Source organism: Sphingobium sp. D43FB (genome assembly GCF_002312805.1).
Lineage (GTDB): Bacteria > Pseudomonadota > Alphaproteobacteria > Sphingomonadales > Sphingomonadaceae > Sphingobium.
The window spans coordinates 61465-76462 of record NZ_NMUA01000018.1 but is presented as its reverse complement, the minus strand read 5'-3'; the positions used below and the strand labels follow the sequence as shown (position 1 = coordinate 76462).

The 14998-nt window shown below is 63.4% G+C and carries 14 protein-coding genes; 7 read left to right on the top strand and 7 right to left on the bottom strand.

The window, feature by feature from the left end; translation table 11 throughout:
- Positions 1-5 precede the first annotated feature (5 nt).
- Positions 6-1220 (bottom strand): multidrug effflux MFS transporter, encoded by a 1215-nt coding sequence (locus tag SxD43FB_RS15605; RefSeq protein ID WP_096062988.1) that lies wholly within the window; start codon positions 1218-1220, stop codon positions 6-8.
- Positions 1221-1261: 41 nt separating this feature from the next.
- Entirely contained in the window at positions 1262-1759 is a 498-nt protein-coding gene (locus SxD43FB_RS15600) for a nuclear transport factor 2 family protein (RefSeq protein ID WP_096062987.1), read from the bottom strand.
- Positions 1760-1855: 96 nt separating this feature from the next.
- Between SxD43FB_RS15600 and SxD43FB_RS15595 the strand changes: the two genes are divergently transcribed.
- Genes SxD43FB_RS15595 through SxD43FB_RS15570 form a run of 6 tightly spaced genes read left to right on the top strand, consistent with a single transcriptional unit; the run spans position 1856 to position 9037 of the window.
- Positions 1856-2770, top strand: a complete 915-nt coding sequence (locus tag SxD43FB_RS15595) for an SDR family oxidoreductase (protein ID WP_096063016.1) — start codon at positions 1856-1858, stop codon at positions 2768-2770.
- Positions 2758-4977, top strand: coding sequence for a PQQ-dependent dehydrogenase, methanol/ethanol family (locus SxD43FB_RS15590; protein ID WP_255245751.1), 2220 nt, complete (start codon positions 2758-2760; stop codon positions 4975-4977). The genes SxD43FB_RS15595 and SxD43FB_RS15590 overlap by 13 nt, the downstream gene beginning before the upstream one ends.
- A gap of 15 nt (positions 4978-4992) precedes the next feature.
- Positions 4993-6618: a GMC family oxidoreductase N-terminal domain-containing protein gene (locus SxD43FB_RS15585; RefSeq protein WP_255245750.1), complete on the top strand. Its 1626-nt coding sequence runs from the start codon at positions 4993-4995 to the stop codon at positions 6616-6618.
- 2 nt (positions 6619-6620) lie between these two features.
- The gene (locus SxD43FB_RS15580; protein WP_096063013.1) at positions 6621-8105 is read left to right on the top strand and encodes a carotenoid oxygenase family protein; all 1485 of its coding nucleotides are present in this window, start codon (positions 6621-6623) and stop codon (positions 8103-8105) included.
- A 3-nt stretch (positions 8106-8108) separates the two neighbouring features.
- Complete coding sequence (locus SxD43FB_RS15575) at positions 8109-8315, top strand: SDR family NAD(P)-dependent oxidoreductase (protein WP_096062986.1); 207 nt, start codon at positions 8109-8111, stop codon at positions 8313-8315.
- Positions 8312-9037, top strand: coding sequence for an SDR family NAD(P)-dependent oxidoreductase (locus tag SxD43FB_RS15570; RefSeq protein WP_255245749.1), 726 nt, complete (start codon positions 8312-8314; stop codon positions 9035-9037). Before SxD43FB_RS15575 ends, SxD43FB_RS15570 begins: the two co-directional genes overlap by 4 nt.
- Here SxD43FB_RS15570 and SxD43FB_RS15565 read toward each other — a convergent pair.
- The 5 genes from SxD43FB_RS15565 to SxD43FB_RS15545 are packed head-to-tail and all read right to left on the bottom strand — an operon-like array spanning position 9029 to position 13339.
- Positions 9029-9847 (bottom strand): SDR family NAD(P)-dependent oxidoreductase, encoded by an 819-nt coding sequence (locus SxD43FB_RS15565; RefSeq protein ID WP_096062984.1) that lies wholly within the window; start codon positions 9845-9847, stop codon positions 9029-9031. The two genes, SxD43FB_RS15570 and SxD43FB_RS15565, sit on opposite strands and share 9 nt — an antisense overlap.
- Complete coding sequence (locus SxD43FB_RS15560) at positions 9848-10378, bottom strand: DUF3237 domain-containing protein (protein WP_237236474.1); 531 nt, start codon at positions 10376-10378, stop codon at positions 9848-9850.
- Positions 10375-11643, bottom strand: coding sequence for an MFS transporter (locus SxD43FB_RS15555; protein WP_255245748.1), 1269 nt, complete (start codon positions 11641-11643; stop codon positions 10375-10377). The genes SxD43FB_RS15560 and SxD43FB_RS15555 overlap by 4 nt, the downstream gene beginning before the upstream one ends.
- Positions 11640-12446, bottom strand: a complete 807-nt coding sequence (locus SxD43FB_RS15550) for an SDR family NAD(P)-dependent oxidoreductase (RefSeq protein ID WP_096062983.1) — start codon at positions 12444-12446, stop codon at positions 11640-11642. Before SxD43FB_RS15550 ends, SxD43FB_RS15555 begins: the two co-directional genes overlap by 4 nt.
- Positions 12443-13339: a hypothetical protein gene (locus SxD43FB_RS15545; RefSeq protein WP_096062982.1), complete on the bottom strand. Its 897-nt coding sequence runs from the start codon at positions 13337-13339 to the stop codon at positions 12443-12445. The genes SxD43FB_RS15550 and SxD43FB_RS15545 overlap by 4 nt, the downstream gene beginning before the upstream one ends.
- A 175-nt stretch (positions 13340-13514) precedes the next feature.
- Here SxD43FB_RS15545 and SxD43FB_RS15540 point away from each other — a divergent pair, with 175 nt between their 5' ends.
- Positions 13515-14984: an aldehyde dehydrogenase gene (locus SxD43FB_RS15540; protein WP_096062981.1), complete on the top strand. Its 1470-nt coding sequence runs from the start codon at positions 13515-13517 to the stop codon at positions 14982-14984.
- The last annotated feature ends 14 nt before the right edge of the window (positions 14985-14998 follow it).

Genomic DNA, 14998 nt, shown 5'->3' with positions numbered 1-14998 from the left:
GGCGCTCATTCCTGACTGGAGCGCAGCATAGCCATTGCCGCCAGCACCAGCAGGAAGCCCCCCGCCAATATGCTGATAAGCGGGAGAATGGTGAAGGAGGGGAAGAGCGAGACCGCGCCACTACCGGCCGCCGTAACCCCAAGCTGCAGCGTGCCAAGCAGGCCTGCGGCGGCACCGGCACCCTGATCGGATGCATCAAGCGCGGAAATAGCGGCAGGCGTCAGCATCAGGCCTGATGCGGCGAAGATCAGCATCGAATAGCTTTGCACCATAGCGAGCGGTACGTCCCCGCTCGTAAGTGCCGCGAGCGCGATGGCCCCCGTCGCTACGGTTGCGATCAGCACGACGATCGTGACCAGCCGCCGCACGCCGAGCCGCCGCATGAGGCCAGGCGCAAACTGCGTTGCGATGATCGAGACGATAGCGTTCAGCGCCAGCAGCAGGCTGTATTGATGCGGTGTCAGCCCATAGCCCTGCGAGAAGAGGAAGGGCGCGGCAGTCACGAAGGCGAAAGGAATCGTCGTCGCCATGCCCGCGACGAAGGCCCAGGCGACGAAGGCACGCTTTGCCAACAGGTAAGCGCAGGCTTGCACGATCGATCGGGAAGCGACGCGGCGGGCGGGCGGCAATGTCTCAGGCAGGAACAGCACCACGCAGAGCAGCGCGACCGATCCGACGCTCGCCAGAATGACGAACAGCCCCTGCCAGGAAGTCGCGCGGAGCAGGTAGCTGCCAGCAAGCGGCGCAAGCACGGGCGATATGCCGATGATGAGGAAGGTGAAGGCCATGAGCCGCGCGGCGTGGTGGCCACTATGCTGATCGCGGATCATCGCCCGCACGCTGGAGGTGCCTGCGCAGGCACCCATGCCTTGCAGAAAGCGCAGCGCGATCAACTGGTCGATGTCGTTTGCCAGAGCGCAGCCCAGGGAGGCCGCCGCGAAGAGGGTAAGCCCGCCGATCAAAGGCCTGCGCCGACCGAAGCGATCACCGAGCCAGCCGAGCGGGATTTGGGCGATGGCCAGCCCCAGAAAGAAGGCGGAGAGCGAGCGCTGCACCGCGCCGCTATCGGCCGCCATCGCCTGCGCCATGTCGGGCATGGCGGGCAGATAGAGATCGATCGCGAACGGGCCGAGCGCGGAGAGCAATCCAAATGCCAGTCCCATGAGCAAGGAGGGTCCGGCTGCGGCGCTCGATGCGCCGCCGCTTCTGATGATCGTCATCCTATATTCCCCGCCGTCTTATGTCGTTTGTTGTCGCTCGCTCAGCGCTTGATGATGAGCGAGTCGGGGCGCTTGCGCGGCACCCATTGCCCACGACCGGGGAAATTCTTGAGTACTTCGCCATCCCACAGGCGCACGGTGCGTTGCTGGAAGCGCCACTGGCCGTCGGTGTCCCTGACGGCCAGATCATCATACCAGCCTGCAAAGCGCAGCAGATAAGGCGGCTCGCCGTTGCACTCCGTGACGAAGGCGAAGCTGCGCATTTTGCAGCTGCCGTCCTCCTGCGGCATATATTGCACCTGCGTCACATGATGCTGGCGACCGGGAAAGCCAGCGGCGTTGCGATAATGTTCGGCGATGCCGCGAATGCCATCATGGCCTTCCCACACATCGGGTTCGTCGAACACTTCCTCGCTCATGCGCGCGTCCGGCGTGAAGCAGGCGACCAGCCCCTCCACATCGCCCGTATCGAGCGCCCAGCTATAGGCGGCGATCAGATCCTGCAGGGCGATACGGTCCTCGATTGCTAGCGATGGCAATTTTCTTTCCTCTCCACTTCAGCACATGTTGACGAGATACTAACAATCGTTACTATCAAATGCAACGACATTGCAAAAGTCAGTGAGGGGATGGCCATGGGCAAGATCATCGTAACCGGAGCGTCCGGCTCCTTTGGCGGCGCTGCGGCAGAGCTATTACTGGCGGCCTGTGCACCGGAAGACCTCATATTGCTCTCCCGCACACCGGCCAAGCTCGCGCATTTTGCGCAGCGTGGTGCAGATGTGCGCCATGCGGATTTCGATGATCCTGCGACGCTTGCCGCCGCGATGCGGGGCGGCGAGCGGATGCTGCTCATCAGCACGGCGCGCGTGGGATCGCGCGTCGGCCAACATCGCAATGCGGTAGAGGCAGCCGTCGCGCAGGGCGTACGGCATATCGTCTACACCTCGCTCATCTCGGCGGACCAGCCGGACAATCCGGCGATCGTGAAGAATGATCATCGCGCGACGGAAGAGATTATCGAGGCATCGGGCGCGCAATGGACGCATCTGCGCGATAGCCAATATGCCGAGGCGGTGGCGACGGCGATGGCCATCCCCGCGTTGCTGTCCGGGCACAAGCCGGACAATTGCGGCGACGGCAAGGTCGGCTTCGTCAGCCGGGATGATTGCGTGGCAACGGCTGCAAGCGTGCTGACGCAGGATGGGCATGGCAATTGCGCCTATGACATCACCGGGCCGGACCTGATCTCGATCCCCGAAGCGATGGCGATGGTGACCGAACTATCCGGCAAGCCCATCACCGTCGAGCAAGTCGATGACGAAGCGATGTTTGCGTATTTCGATTCGCTCGGCGTGCCGCGCCATGCCTCCGACATCATGCCGGAGGGGCCGATCCCCTGGTCGAGCGATGATATGGTGACATTCGGCCAGTCGATCCGCGAGGGCTATTTCGGCCGACTGAGCGACACGGTCGAGCGCATCACGGGTCGCAAGCCCAAATCCCTGCGCGAGGTGATGATCGCGCATCAGGCAGCGTGGCCCGTCTGATGCTTGCGATCGTCAAGTCGCTGCGTGGCTTGTCCGCGCTGGTGGGGGTTGCGCTGGTGTCGGCCTGTGCGGGCGGTGCCTCGTCGGAATATGGCGCGGGCGATGACTGGGCTTTCCCCGGCGGCGATGTGCATGACAGCCATTTTTCGCGCCTGACCGATATCGAGCCTGGCAATGTCGCCAAGCTGGGCCTGGCCTGGAGCTATGACCTTGGCACCAACCGCGTGCAGGAGGCGACGCCCGTCGTCATCGATGGGGTGATGTACACCAGCGGCAATCTGGGCCGGGTCTATGCTCTGGATGCTGCCACTGGCAAACCGCTCTGGATCTTCGAGCCCGAGGTGGACATGCAGGTCAATCGCGCCGCTTGCTGCGATCAGGCCAATCGCGGCGTCGCCGTCTTAGGCGGCAAGGTTTTCGTCGGGTCGCTTGATGGCAAGCTGTATGCGCTCGACGCCAAGACCGGCAAGACGCTCTGGTCGGTTGATACCATTGTCGATCATGACCGTGGCTACACCATCACCGGCGCGCCCGATGTGGCGGGCGATGTGGTGGTGATCGGCAATGCCGGGGCGGAATATGATGTGCGCGGCTATGTGACGGCCTATCGCGTGAGCGATGGGACGCAGGCCTGGCGCTTCTTCACCGTTCCGCGCGACCCCGAAAGCGGGCCGCAGGAAAATCCTGAACTGGAAGATGCGCTCAAGACTTGGGATCCGAAGAGCCGCTGGGACATTGGCGGCGGCGGCACGGTTTGGGATGCGATCAATTATGATCCCCAATTCGACACCGTCTATATCGGCGTGGGCAATGGCGGCCCCTATGCGATCAGCCGTCGCTCGCCCGCAGGCGGCACCAATCTTTACCTCTCCTCGATCGTCGCGCTGGACCGCAAGACGGGCCGGGTGAAATGGCATTATCAGGAAACGCCCGGCGATAGCTGGGACTATACCGCGACGCAGCCGATGGTGCTGACGGACATGGAAATCGACGGCAAGGTCCGCCCGGTCATCCTGCACGCACCCAAAAATGGCTATCTGTTCGTGCTGGACCGGGAGACTGGCAAGCCGCTGCGGATCAACGCGCTGGTGCGCACCAATTGGGCGAAGGGCTTTGACCTCAAGACCGGCAAGCCCAACCTGACCCCGGACGAGTCCGAATATTGGAAGGGGCCGAAGATCATCTTCCCGGCGTCGGCAGGCGCGCGCAATTGGTATCCGCCTGCTTATGATCCGGCGCGCAAGCTCTATTTCGCGGCCGTGCTGGATATGGGCAATCTGATGTTCACGGTTCCGCCGGACAAAGCGAGCGACCCCCGACGGCCGCGTGCGCTGAATGTCGGCACCAGCCTTATCTTCACGCCGCAATTGCAGGATGTGTTGCCAACGCTGCCGCCGCCGCTGCGCGCGCAGGTCGAGGCGTTGCCTGCCTGGAAATGGGTGAAGGAAAAGCCCTTTTCGTCCGAGCTGCGCGCGATCGATCCGCTGACGGGCAAGTCCCGCTGGACGGTGCAGATGGAGGGATGGCAGGATCGCTCCGGCGTCTTGTCGACAGCCTCCGGCCTGATCTTTCATGGCACGATTGGCGGCAAGTTGATGGTGCGCGATGCCGACAGCGGCAAGCTGTTGAAGGAAATCCAGACTGGCAGCTCGATCATGGCGGCGCCGATGACCTATCGGGTGAAAGGCGTGCAATATGTCGCGGTGGCGACCGGCTTTGGCGGCGGTGGCTGGTCCTATGTGCCGAATTATTCAGCCGCTTATCGCAATGGCAATGCCAATCGCATTCTGGTCTTCCGCATCGATGGCGGCCCGGTGCCGCAGCCTGAACCTCTGCCACCCACGGAGGTTGCTTCGCAGCCGCCTGCGCAGGCGGCGGGCGTCACGCCTGCGGTGCTGGCACGCGGGCAGGGGCTGTTCTTCGAGAATTGCGCGATCTGCCATTCCAACCAACTGCGCGCCAATGTGCCGGACCTGCGCCGGATGCAGCCGGGGGTGCATGATGCCTTCCAGCAGATCGTGCGGGAAGGGCTGCTGCTGCCCAATGGCATGCCACGGTGGGACGATATTCTCACCGCCCAGGACACAGCGGCCATCCATGCCTGGCTGATTGCCGAGCAGGGCAAGACGCGCGCGGCCGAGTTGAAACTCAAGGCTGCAGGCAAACCGCTCGACGCGCCCAGTGCGGCGATCATGTCCAGCTTTTAAGGGAATGAAGGCCGTATGATGCAAGAACCGGACATCATCGTCGTGGGCGGCGGATCGGGCGGTGCGGCGATGGCCGGGCGGCTTGCCGATGGCGGCCTGACGGTGACGCTGGTAGAGGCCGGGCGCACCGATCGGCATTATCGCTCGCGCATTCCTGCGCTCACCAGCGCGGTGGTGCAGAACCCGGAGTTCGACTGGTGCTATAAGGTGGAGCCAGACCCGACCCTGGGCGGCCGCGCCGACATATGGCCAGCGGGCAAGCTGCTGGGCGGCGGCAGTGCGCTCAATGGCATGATGTTCATTCGTGGGCATCGCTGGGATTATGACGAATGGGCGCGGGAAGGGGCGCTGGGCTGGGATTATGCCTCCGTCCTCCCCTATTTCCGCCGCATGGAGGATAATGAACGCGGCGCGGATGCCTGGCGCGGCACTGGCGGGCCGATTGCTGTGTCGGAAGGGCGGGCGCGCTATCCCATTACCGATGCGTGGATCACGGCGGCGCAGCAGGCAGGCATTGCGCGCTCAACCGATCTGAATGGCCAGCAGGCCGAGGGCGTCGATTATGTGCAGGTTTCGCAGCGCAGTGGCACGCGCTGCTCGGCTGCGCGTGGCTATCTGCATGAGCGCAAGGGCGGCAATGCGCCGCACATCCTGCTTGAGGCGCAAGTGCTGCGCATCATCGTGGAGGATAAGCGGGCGACCGGCATCGTCTATTGGCAGGATGGGCAGGAGAAGCGGCTGACGGCGCGGCATGGCGTGGTGCTGAGCGCAGGCGCGATGAACACGCCGCGCCTGCTGATGCTGTCTGGCATCGGCCCGGCCGATCATCTGCGCGCGATGGGCATCGATGTGGTTTGCGACCGACCCGGCGTGGGGAGCAATCTGCAGGATCATGTCGGCACGCATATCGTGAATGATGTCGATGCGGTGACGCTCAACAGTGATGCGAAGGGACTGCGCGGCGCGTGGCAAGTCATGAAGTTCGCGCTGGCCCGCAAGGGCGCGCTGACCACGGCGATCGGCCATGCGCAGGCTTTCGTGAAGAGCCGGGCGGATTTGTCCGCGCCCAATCTCCAGATTTCCTTTGCGGCCTTTGCCTTTGATTTTGACGAACAGGGTCGGCTCATGCTGCGCCCGAACCCGTCAATCTCGACGCTGGTCGGCCTGATGCGGCCCCGGAACCGTGGGCGGATCACGCTGCGCTCTGCCGACCCGCTGGCACCACCGGTCATCGCGCATCAGCAGTTGAGCAGCACGGATGATATCGACCAGATCGTCGAGGGCATTGGCATTGCGCGGGATATTTTGCGGCAGGCCGCTATGGCGCCCTTCATCAAGGGCGAGTTGCGGCCCGGCGCGGCGATGACGGACCCGGCGCAGTTGCGCGATTATGTGCGCATGGCGTCGATCCCGCTCTACCATCCCGTCGGCACGGCAAAGATGGGGCACCGCGACGATCCGATGGCGGTGGTCGATAGCGACCTCAAGCTGATCGGCGTGGAGGGGCTGTGGGTTGCCGATGCGTCGATCATGCCGACGCTACCGCAGGGCAACACCAATGCGACCGCGATCATGATTGGCGACAAGGGCTCGGATCATGTGATCCGCACGCTGCGCAAGAACGAACATATAGGAGGATGATAGTGGCGAACTTCCCGAAAACCATCCACTTTACCGGATTGAATACACCGGTCGGCATCGAATGGTCGGCGCGCAATCTCGATGTGATCGGGGACATTCCCGCCGAGGTGGATGGCGCGTTTTTCCGCGCGGTGCCCGATCCTGCCGTGCCGCCCATGTATGCGGATGATATCGTGCTGTCGGGCGATGGCATGGTTGCCCGCTTCGCCATCAGCGGTGGCAAGGTCGATTATGCGATCCGCTATGTCGAGACCGAGCGCTACAAGCTGGAGCGCGAGGCGCGGCGGGCGCTGTTTGGCCAATATCGCAATCCGTTCACGGATGATCCCGCCGCCCAGGACAAGGACCGCACCGTCGCCAATACCACGCCGGTCTGGCACGCAGGGCGGCTGTTCATGACCAAGGAGGATGGGCTTGGCTATGAGATTAATCCGCATACGCTGGAGACGGTCGGCCGCTGGGATTATTACGGCGCGCTGCGCTCGCAAACCTTCACGGCGCATCCGCGCATCGATCCGCAGACCGGCGAGATGTTCTTCTTCGGCTATGAGGCGGGCGGCCTATGTACCAAGGATGTGGCCTATTGCATCGCGGACAAGGACGGCAATCTGACGAGCGAGCAATGGTTCGAGCAGCCCTATTGCTCAACCATTCACGACTTCGCGATCAGTGAAAAATACGCGATCTTCCCGATCTTCCCGACAACCGCCGATCTTGAGAGGCTCAAGGCTGGCGGCGCGCATTGGGCACATCAGCAGGAGTTGGAGAGCTGGGTCGGCATCATGCCGCGCTATGGCAAGGTGGAGGAGATGCGCTGGTTCCGCGGACGCCCTGGCATTTCCGCTTTTCATCTGGTTAACGCCTTTGACGATGGCGATCTGGTCCATCTCGACCTGTGCCTTTCGGACACCAATGCGTTCGGCTTCATGCGCGAGGCCGGGGGCATCCAGCGCGATCAGCGGGAGATTGGCGGCGGGCTTACGCGCTGGACCTTTGACATGAGCAAGGATGGCGAAAGCTATGCGGAGCGGGTGATGGGGCCGCCCGGCGACATGCCGCGCCTGCGCGATGTCGATCAGGGCCGGCCTTATCGCGCGGCCTGGTATATGAGCATGAATCCGCAGGGTGGCCCGCCGCTGCCGGGTGGTCCGGTGGGTGCTGCGTTCAACGCGATGTTGCGCATCGAGCCGGGCAATGGCCGGATCGACATGATGCCGCTGGATTTCGGCATGGCGATCAGCGAGCCAGTCCATGTCCCCTCGGCTACGCCCGATCATGATGGCTGGCTGCTCGCGGTCGTCGACCGTCAGAGCGGGGAGGATATGTTCCAGTCCGAACTGTGGATCGTGGAGGCCGGGGATATCGCCAAGGGGCCGATTGCGCGCGTGCCGATGCCATTGCCGATGCGGGCGCAGGTGCATGGCAGCTGGGTATCGCGCGCGCAGCTTGATGGCGCGCGGGTGCCACAGGCAGAGCGTGTGGCCTGAGCCATGCGGCTGGCGAGCAAGGTCGCGCTCGTCACGGGCGCGGGGCGCGGTTTAGGCCGGGCCTATGCGCGCGCGCTGGCGGCGGAAGGCGCGCAGGTCATCGTCAATGATCTGGGGGCAACAGCCTGGGCGAGGGCGGCGATGATCGGCCTGCGCGGGCCGTCGTCGCGGAGATCATGGCGGCGGGAGGCATGGCGTCCGCCGACATGAGCGACATATCCGACTGGTCGGCAGCGCAGGCGCTGGTAAGCGGCATTTGCGCGCAGCATGGCCGCCTCGATATCCTCGTGAACAATGCCGGGATTAGCCGATCGGGGCTGCTGGGGGATTTGGGCGAAGCGGATTGGGATCGGCAGTTTGGCGTCAATGTGAAAGGGGCGACGGCGCTGATCGACGCCGCGGCGCGCCAGTGGCGCACGCAAGCGCCCACGCCGCGCGCGATCGTCAATATTTCCTCACCTGCCGGGCCGCACCCGATCCCGCCCATCGGCCTTTATAGCGCGACCAAGGCGGCGATGGCGGCGCTGACGATGAGTGCAGCGCAGGAACTGGCGCCGCTTGGCGTGCGGGTAAATGCCTTGTCGCCCATCGCAAGAACAAGGCTGATCGAGAAGGCACCGCAAGCCGTTCAGGAGATGATGGCGGCGCGCGAGGGCTATGATCCGTTCGCGCCCGACCATGCCGCGCGGCTGCTCTTATGCCTGTGCCTGCCTGATGCGCGATTCACGGGGCGGTTGCTGGGGTGCCGGGGTGATGAGGTGTATCTCTACCGGCCCTGGTCAGCGGATTATCGCCTCGACAATGGGGGCGCACCGTGGACGATCAGTGCGCTGGAGCAGGCGCTTGGATCACTGCCGCAGCAAGACATGTGCTGGATGATGACGGCGGACGGGCTGGTCGAACAGCCCTGGCCGCCAACCACGCTAGGCTGACGGCCAGGCTTCGCGCACCGCTGCGACCCGCGCCTCGAACTTGTCGCGATGGGTGGGATGGGTGATGATGTAGAGCCTTTTTGCGATGATGCCCTCCAGCACCATCTGGCCGACTCTGTCGGGGGCCATCCAGCTATCCGAAGCGATGCGTTCGCGATCTTCCGGCGTCACTGCGCGATCTGCCACACTGCCCTTGAAGCGCACCGGTCTGTTGCCGTCGATATCCAAGATATTGCTACGCACAAGGCCTGGGCACAGCACGCTCACACCGATGCCAGCTTGGGCAAACTCTGGGGCCAGCGCCTCACTCAGCGCAACGATTGCAGTTTTGGTGGTGCCATAAATCGCCATTGCCGCGGGCACGGTTGCGAGCCCGGCAAGGGAGGCAGTGTTGACGATGTGACCGCCCGATGGATTGGCGCGCAGCAGCGGTTCGAAGGTCATGATGCCGTTGATGACGCCGCCCAGATTGACCTGAAGCCCGAAATCCCAGTCGGCATAAGTCACCTGATCCCAACTACGCTGGATGCCGACGCCGGCATTATTGACCAGAATATCGACCCGCCCGAACTGATCGACCACCCCCTGCGCTGCCTGTGCTATGGCCGCCCGGTCGCTGACGTCGGTCTGAATGAAGGCGAGGCGGCTTTCATGGTCGCAAAGCTCGGCTTGCGCATGGGCAATATGATCGGCGCGAAGATCAAGCACGGCCACTTGCGCGCCCGCGCCGAGCAGTGCCCTCGTGATACCAAGGCCGATGCCGCTTGCCCCGCCGGTGACGACCGCGACTTTGCCATCGAACGGCGTCATTCAGAGGATCTTGTAATAGCGCACGACATTGCCATCCGTCAGCCGCGCACCTGCGCCGATGAAGGCGTGGCGGGCGAGCCAATCATGCTTGCCCTTGGGCACGTCGAAGCTCGTCAAAGTGCGGAAATAATATTCGGATGGATCGACACGCTCATCGCTGGCGCCATTGGCGATGCGGCTGAAGCGCGGCATCACATCGGGCGTGCGACCCCAGATGAAGCCTCGGTTGTGGAGCATGATCGGCGTGCCATCGGCCTCTTGCAGCAGATAGCGCGCGTCGAGCTGCACGACGCCGTCGCTGCGGAAGGTGGCATAGTCCCCGCCACTTGCAGGCAGCACCGTGCCATTGAGGGTCGGCCCGCGAAATTCGCCCGCCGAGACGGTGACCATCCCTTTGTCGGGGCCGGTGGGCAGGTCTTTCAGGCGGGGCAGGGGATGAAAGCGCAGGCGCACTTCCAGCGCAAATTCCATGCCCGGCATGTCGGGGACGGTCTCGATCTGATCGAAGAGGGACATGATCTGCTCCGTCATGACAGGATCTTGTGCCGTGCGCGCTGCGCGGCTGGCACTAGCCAGGTTGCGGCGAGGCACGCGGCGGGTGCTAGGGCCGCGAAGAGGAAGAAGCCGCCGACGCTGATGCCCGACGCGATCAGCCATCCGCCGACCATCGGCCCGCCGATCGCGCCAATGCGCGCTACCGCGACGCCAAAGCCGATGGCTGTCGCCATATAGCGGGCGGGGAAGAAATCGGTCGCGATCGCGATGAGGGCGAGGTGAACGCCCGCGATGGCCCCTGCGGACAGGAACAGCAATATGCCCCAGATCCAAGGGTCCGGCTTTACAAAGGAGAGGCCAAGAAATGCCAGAACGATGGTCGTATAGGCAGCGCTCAGCACGAAGGTCACCCGGCTCTTATCCACCAATTTGGCGATCAGCAGGCCAGCGACAAGGCCACCGAGATTGACGATCGACATGAAGCGGGCGGAGAGATCGACCGAGAAGCCGGCCTGGGGCAGCAGTGTTGGTATCCAACTGCTGGTTAGGTAAATGGCGAAGGCGTTGAGGCCGTAGATCAGCACGAAGATGGCGGTCGCGACGAGTAGCGGTGGGCGCAATATGTCCAGCAACTGGCCACCCTTGCGCGCGGGCATGGCGGTTGCCGGTTCGTCCTGCCGTTCGGGTACCATGCCCTTGCGCGGGAACAGGAAGAACAGCGTTACCGCAAGCAGGACCGTGGCGATGCCGGGCAGCAAAAAGATGGCGCGCCAGCCGCCGAACGACACCAGCAGCGGCACGACAAGGCCGGATGTAATGCCGCCAATGGCGATGCCCAGCGATACGATCGTGATCGTGCTCGCTCGCTTGCCCTCCGGCGCCCAAAGCGCGACCTGTGCGGTGACGTTGGGGAGGCAGGCTCCGAGCATCAGCCCGGTCAACAGCCGCCAGACCGAGAAGCCGGTCACGCTGGTCGCGGTGGCCGTGCCCATGGTTGCCAGCCCGATCAGCGCGACGGTGACGATGATCGTCGGGCGACGGCCATAGCGATCGCCAATGGGCGCGAGCAGAACCGCGCCAGTACCCAGCCCGACGAGGACGGCGGAGAGCGCGAAGCCGAAGCTGGCCGCCGGAATGCCCAGTTCCCGTACGATGTGCGGCAGCGCGAGCGGGAGAGCGGCCAGATCATAGCCATCGACGAACAGGATCATCGCGCTCAGGATGAGGCCGAGCAGCAGCCTTGCGCCAAAAGCACGGGCTGGCTCGACCATGGGCAAGGCAGCGGTGCTTTTTGCGGTCATGCGCTTTGCACCTGTTCAGCGAGCATGGCGGGCAGATCCCAGTCGATATCGAGATAGCGGCCCGAAAGCGCATCGAAACGCCCTGACGCGAGATCGACAGCCAGCGATTGCAGCTTTTTGCGCGCGGCGGCGCTGGCTTGCGGCGTGATGCTCTCCAGCAGCGCGACAAGCGGCGCAGCATGCGCGCGGGCATTGGGCGAGGCGAGTGTCTGGCTCGACATCTCGGTCAGGATCGTGCCGGGCTGAATGGCAAAGGCGCGGATGGCCCGGCCTGCCTGCTCGGCATCCAGATGCTCGGTCAGGCGGATGAGGCTGGCCTTGGCGACGGCATAGGCTGAGGCGTTGGGCGCAACGAAGGTTCCGGCTTGAGAGGCAATATTGATGATGCGGCCATGATTTGCCGCCTCCATGCCCGGCAAGGCGCGCGTCGTGCAGAGCAGCGCGCCAAGAAGATGGACGCTCTGCGCGCTCCACCAGTCGGCAACATCGATATGACCGATCGGACCGATTGGACCCTGCACGCCGGCATTGTTTACAAGGATGCTGATGGGGCCAAGTTGCTGTTCTGCGCACGCGAAGGCTGCATCCACGCTGGCGCTATTGGTCACGTCGCAGGCGACTGCGATGGCGCGGCCGCCGCGCGCGTTCAGATCGGCCGCCACCTTGGCGATCTCCCGTTCCGACCGTGCGGCGACCGCCACGGCCGCGCCAGCACCAGCCAGCGCCTCGGCAATGGCTTGTCCGAGGCCCCGCCCTCCGCCGGTGATGAAGGCGACTTCACCCTGCAACCTTGGGGCCGTCATGGCCGATGGCCTGTGATGCCGTCCCACGGGGAGGGCATATGATAGGGGACGGTGATGAAATTGGCCTCGATCTGGCGGATGGCGTCTTCCTCAATGCGGAACAATTCGGACATGTAAAAACTGTGCGGACGGCGGATGTGGGATTCGATCTCGGCGCCGTCTGTCAGCTTGTAATGGGCGAGGCGGCCGCAATGATCGATGAAGCCATGGGCGAAGACGAGGCCGCGCTCCTCGTCGATCAGCGGGAAGCGGCGGCCACGCAGGCGATCATCATAGCGATAATAGCCCATGCGGAACTGCTCTTCGCAGCCGAGATGGGCATTTACGAGCGGGAAATCGGGGTTGTTCGTGGTCTGCACGCCATTTTCGACACGCTCGCAATCGGGATGGAAGCGGGTGAAAAGCTGCCCGTCATTCTGTTCCAGCGTCGAAAAATAACCGTCGGCGATCGCCCTCAGCCGCTCGCGCGTCATGCGCTTGTCGGCCGGGATTGCGCTTTCGAAAGCAGGTTTTGGCTCAAAGCGCGGGTTGGGGAAAACCAGCGCTTCATCGACCTGGCGGACGATCAGCATTTCCACTTCCGTAATCGCGTCTTGCCCGTTCACGCCGATACGCAATGCCATCGCTGAATCATGCTGGCTTTCCTGCACGGTGCTGAACAGGCCGACCTGGCCGGTCGTGCAGTCGGCAAAGCGCAGATCATAATCACCGCGCCCGGTGATCGTGCCCCACAGGCCGTCGCCGATTGCGAGTTCGACGTTGTTCTCGGTGGCCCGCACCATCGGCGCCCAATCGACCTTTGCGGGATCGCGGGCCACAAGCGCGGCGAGATATTGATCCAGTACCGCGTAGAGGCGCTCGCGCGTCCAGGCCGCGATCAGGGCGTTTCGCATTATCCTCTCCCGATGGGATGTGCCGATGCCGCTCTTTGGGCGGTTAATGGTAACGAATGATATGATTACGCCATGCCATATCTCTACTGTCAAGCACCGAATGGCACGTCAATGCGGTTGAAATAATAATAACGTTCGTTATTGTTATACGCAGAATCGAGGAGAGGACAGCAAGATGATACCCCACGACATCCGCATCGCGCACCCCGACAAGCTCTATATCGGCGGGCAATGGGTGGAGTCCGCAGGTGGAAAGTCGATCGAGATCGTCTCCCCCAATAGTGAGGATGTGATCGCCCGCGTGGCCGAGGCGGTCGAGGCGGATATGGACCGTGCGGTCACGGCTGCGCGCAAGGCGTTCGATGAGGGGCCATGGCCAACGCTCAGCCCTGCCGAGCGCGGTGCGCTGGTGCGCCGAATGGGTGAGGAATTGCAAAAGCGGGAGCCGGAGCTGGCGCGCGCCTGGACGCTGCAGGTGGGCGGCCTGGCAAGCTTCGCGCCGATCATGACTGGCGGCGCGACCGCCAGCTTCATGCAGATTGCGGGCTATGCCGACAGCTTCACGTTCGTCGAGCGGCGCCCGTCCTTTCAGGTGGACACCGCGATCGTCGCCTATGAGCCCACAGGCGTCGTGGCGGCGATCGCACCGTGGAATGCGCCCTATGGCATCATGGCGAGCAAAGTCGCTTATGCGCTGGTGGCGGGCTGTACGGTGATCATGAAGCCGTCGCCGGAGACGCCGCTGGAAGCCTATATCATGGCCGAGGCGGCGCAGGCCGCTGGCATCCCGGCCGGCGTGGTGAACCTGGTTTGTGGCGGGCGCGATGCGTCTGATCATCTGGTCAATAATCCCGGCATCGACAAGGTGACCTTCACAGGCTCCACCGGTGCGGGAAAGCGCATCGGCGAGGTCTGTGCGAGCCGTATTGCGCGCTGCACGCTGGAATTGGGGGGCAAATCCGCCGCGATCGTGCGCGATGACTTCCCGATCGACGTTGCGGCCGCCATATTGGGCAACACCATCACCATCATGAGCGGTCAGGTCTGTGCGATGCTGAGCCGCGCAATCGTCCCCAGGAAGCGCCATGACGAACTGGCCGATGCGATCAAGGCCGTGATGCAGGGCATCCGCATCGGCCATAGCGAGGATATGGCAACGCAGCTTGGGCCACTCGCTATGAAGCGACAGTTGGAGCGCGTCGAAGACTATGTCGCGATCGGCAAGGGTAGCGCTGATCTTGTTACGGGAGGCGCCCGGCCTGCGCATATGGACAAGGGCTATTTCATGGAGCCGACCTTGTTCGCCAATGTCGATAATCAGAGCCGCATTGCGCAGGAAGAGATTTTCGGGCCGGTGCTGTGCCTGATTCCGGCGGAAGATGAAGAAGACGCGATCCGCATCGCCAATGAAAGCAACTATGGCCTCAATGGTTCGGTCCTGACCAATGATGTCGATGCGGCCTATCGCATTGCCCGGCGTGTGCGGGCAGGGGGCTTTGGCCAGAATGGCATGAAACTGGAATTCGGCTTGCCATTTGGCGGGTTCAAGCAGTCCGGCATTGGCCGCGAAGGCGGCGTTGAGGGGCTTGCAGCCTATCTGGAGAGCAAGACTATTTTGTTAGATGGTGCGCCGGCCAATTTGTAGATGGGCGTTTGAAG